This window comes from Bacteroidales bacterium (assembly GCA_014860585.1).
Lineage (GTDB): Bacteria > Bacteroidota > Bacteroidia > Bacteroidales > 4484-276 > RZYY01.
In genome coordinates this window covers 1-3,384 of sequence record JACZJL010000139.1, presented here as the reverse complement: position 1 = coordinate 3,384, position 3,384 = coordinate 1, and the positions used below count along the sequence as shown (strand labels likewise).

The window sequence follows — 3,384 nt, the reverse complement described above, 5'->3', positions numbered from 1 at the left end:
CTTCAACAGCACTGCTGAAGTTGTAGTTGCTCAACTGTGCACTAACAGTTTGAAAATAAACTGCAAAAAGAAACAGAACTGAAATGAATGTAAACTTTTTCATTGTTGATTAGATTTAAAGATTAATGCGGCAAAATTATATCGCAGGCATGGCGGCTGCAATCACATGAAAGTAGATAAATGATAAATGGAGACTTTTTCTGGCCAAATATGGCCCATCACAAAAAACGATAGCCATCCCTTTGGCTACCACACAATGAGCACTTTACAGATTGTGCAGGAGAATCTGCTGGTTTTTAGATTGTACCAGTAAAAAAATTAATTTTGCTGAAATTAAAAACTAACTGATGGTAAGGTTACACAGACATATTTCGAAGTATTCGTTACCTTTGGTAAGGTTACAAACGAGTTGTGGTGCATTTAAAAAAACAGCGTGACAACCAATAAAATTTAGAATTAACGGAAAAGACAAACAGACACGAAGTAATTGAAAACAAATACTCACAAAAAATGATTGAAAAAATACTCAATACCAGAAACATAAATTATTCTTCAAATTTAAATGGAGATACTTTAAAGCAAAAAATTGAAGACGTTTTCAAGCAAAGTAATTTAAGCTTTGTTGGAAAATTTACAAGTCAAAATGAGTTTGAAACTTATGACAAATGGACTTATATTACGTGGTATGTGCCTAATTTTAAAAGAAAAACCGCTTATTTATATGGAGAAATTATAAAGTCAGGAAAAGGCACATTATTAAAATTAAACATTAAACCAAATCCCGTTATAGCCATTTTCCCTATTCTTACTATATTAATAGGAATAATTACCATAATCATAGCAGAATCAAATAATAAAACCTTGATTTTCGGGCTAATTATAATTGCAGTTGGAATTTTATTTTATCTATTTGGAATGTTTTTAACAAGCCGACTACGAAACAATTTTAAGAAATATTTGGATTTAAAAAAGGTTTAAATAGAAAACTGAATAAAAACAAAACGTGTAATAAAAACGCACCACAACAGCACCTATAAGAAATTGACGGTTCAGTGGTTAAATGAAGCTTTGTGCTTCGTATCAAGTTCAGTGCTGGCAGACAGTTTTGTGCTTCGAAATCGCCAACTTCTTATAGCTGCAAACCGTTACCTAAACTCACCCCTAACTCCCTAAAACGGCAACTCGATCCTAAATTTTGTTCCTTTATCCGGTGTGCTTTGCACGGTGATTTCGCCCTGGCTCAAATCCACAATCTTTTTAACCATGGAGAGTCCGAGACCGCTGCCGGTGATGAACCAAAAAATGTATAGTATTTCCCCGGGAGGTTTGTCGGAATAAAAATTTACCTTTGCTCAATTCTAACATTGACTGTTGGTAAGTCGCCTGTAAACGATGGCGAGTGTTAGGTACATATAGTTAAATTTGAAAAGCGTATTTGAAAGTTTATTAAACCCAAAAGACGTCCTTAATGTAACATTATTATTAAAATAATTGTATGGTAAACTACTTTACAAGATCATCGGTTATCCTTTTAATTTTTTCAAGCCTTACACTCAAAGGGCAAACAGGAATTTATGTTCCGGAACTTGAAATTTTTGATTCAAAAATGCAGGAACTGTTGATAGATTATCAAATCCCCGGCGGGCAATGTGCCATTACCTACGAAGGACGATTGGTGTATGATCGGGGTTTCGGCTATGCCGATACGGCAACCCAAAAGCTCGTGCAACCTGAGAGCATTTTCAGGCTGGCAAGTATTTCCAAATCCATCACCAGTGTTGCAGCAATGTATTTGTTCGAAAATGGATTGCTGAATCTGGACGAGAAAGTTTTTGGATCCGACGGTATTTTAAATGATCCAATCTATCAATATGCCATTGACTCAAGATATTTTGACATCACGGTCAGGCAATTGCTTAACCACAGTGCAGGTTTTATATTTGTTTATCCCAGCGACCCGCTTTTTATGACTTATGATATTGCAATTGCAATGGGGGTGCCGCCGCCGACAGATTCGATTGAATTGGTAATAAATTGGACACTAAATAATGTAATGTTGAGCTATACCCCTGGAACCTCTGCCAGTTATTGCAATTTTGTTTATGCCGTGTTGGGCAAAGTAATCGAAGAGATTACAGGCATGGATTATGAGGAATTTGTGCGCAATGAAATTATGCTTCCAATTGACATAACTAACATGCACGCAGGACGCACACTTTTGCAAGATACCCTTCCCGGAGAAGTAACGTATTATGACTATCCGGGGGCGCCGTTGATGACTTCGATATATACCGGCATTCCCAACAGCGTACCCGCTCAGTATGGCGGGTATAACTGGGAGATCATGACTGCAGCAGGTGGCTGGGTGGCATCCGCCCATGATTTGTGCAAATGGCTTATTGCAGTAGATCGTTTTCCTACCAAACCGGACATTCTATTGCCAGCTACCATTGATACCATGACAGCACCCTCAATTAATTGGCCGCAGTATGCTCTTGGGTGGAAATTGTCCGGAGGTGATTATTGGAACGCTGGGGGCATCCAGGGTACTTGCACAGTTATCAAGCGAAACGGGCAACATCAACTCAACTGGGCAATCTTGTTCAATTCCCTGCCTCAGAATTATGGCCCTTTTTACATTGCATTTATGGATTTAGTTACAGATGAGTTACAAAATATTGAAAGATGGCCAACACATGATTTGTTTGATCTGATAACTGGTTTTGATGAAACCAATTTCCCGCCATCTTTAAATATGTTCCCCAATCCTTCTGACGGAATATTTTATTTTACACATCCTGCAAATGTTCAATCCATTGAAATCTACAATCAGTATGGAAAATTGGCATATTCTGATCCTGATTTTAAAATCAAAAGCGTCAATTCAATAAACCTGAAAGATTTTCAAAAAGGAATGTATGTTGTAAAAGCAAAAAATGGAAATAAATATCTCACCAATAAAATCATCATTCAATAGCATTCACCAGGCTGAAGACAAGGAATTAAACCTGCCCCTATCGGCAAATGACAGCCAATAGCCGCAATAAAGCCATAAGGGAAAAAGAAGAGTACAAGCAAAATGCAGCAAATCCATAAGAATCTTGAAAGAGAACTGTTGGAAGCTATTATTGCAAACTGTTGTACCAAACCATTCCTATCCTTAAGCGGCAAAAATCATGTTAACATCGATTGACTCACCCTAAAACGGCAGTTCTATCCTAAATTTTGTTCCTTTATCCGGTGTGCTTTGCACGGTGATTTCACCCTGGTTCAAATCCACAATCTTTTTTACTATAGAAAGACCGAGACCACTACCGATGATGTTGCGGGTTTTTGGATTTTTTATCCTTACAAAATCCTTGAACAAATCCTGTTGGTCGTCGG

The 3,384-nt window shown here is 37.4% G+C and carries 4 protein-coding genes; 2 read left to right on the top strand and 2 right to left on the bottom strand.

Annotation, left to right across the window (positions count from 1 at the left end):
* The first annotated feature begins 510 nt into the window (after positions 1 to 510).
* Positions 511 to 978 carry a hypothetical protein gene (locus tag IH598_14495; GenBank protein ID MBE0639724.1) on the top strand — a complete coding sequence of 156 codons (468 nt, stop codon included), beginning with the start codon at positions 511 to 513 and terminating at the stop codon, positions 976 to 978.
* A 191-nt stretch (positions 979 to 1,169) separates the two neighbouring features.
* Here the strand turns inward: IH598_14495 and IH598_14490 are convergent, their stop codons facing one another.
* Complete coding sequence (locus tag IH598_14490) at positions 1,170 to 1,265, bottom strand: HAMP domain-containing histidine kinase (GenBank protein MBE0639723.1); 96 nt, start codon at positions 1,263 to 1,265, stop codon at positions 1,170 to 1,172.
* A 230-nt stretch (positions 1,266 to 1,495) separates the two neighbouring features.
* Here IH598_14490 and IH598_14485 point away from each other — a divergent pair, with 230 nt between their 5' ends.
* Positions 1,496 to 2,977: a serine hydrolase gene (locus IH598_14485; GenBank protein ID MBE0639722.1), complete on the top strand. Its 1,482-nt coding sequence runs from the start codon at positions 1,496 to 1,498 to the stop codon at positions 2,975 to 2,977.
* Positions 2,978 to 3,199: 222 nt separating this feature from the next.
* Here IH598_14485 and IH598_14480 read toward each other — a convergent pair.
* On the bottom strand, positions 3,200 to 3,384 hold a 185-nt coding region (locus IH598_14480), incomplete at its 5' end, for a hybrid sensor histidine kinase/response regulator (GenBank protein MBE0639721.1).

Excerpts from the sequence above, each read along its gene's own strand:
- IH598_14495 (MBE0639724.1), top strand. The coding sequence starts at position 511 with ATGATTGAAAAAATACTCAATACCAGAAACATAAATTATTCTTCAAAT.
- IH598_14490 (MBE0639723.1), bottom strand. The coding sequence starts at position 1,265 with ATGGTTAAAAAGATTGTGGATTTGAGCCAGGGCGAAATCACCGTGCAA.
- IH598_14485 (MBE0639722.1), top strand. The coding sequence starts at position 1,496 with ATGGTAAACTACTTTACAAGATCATCGGTTATCCTTTTAATTTTTTCA.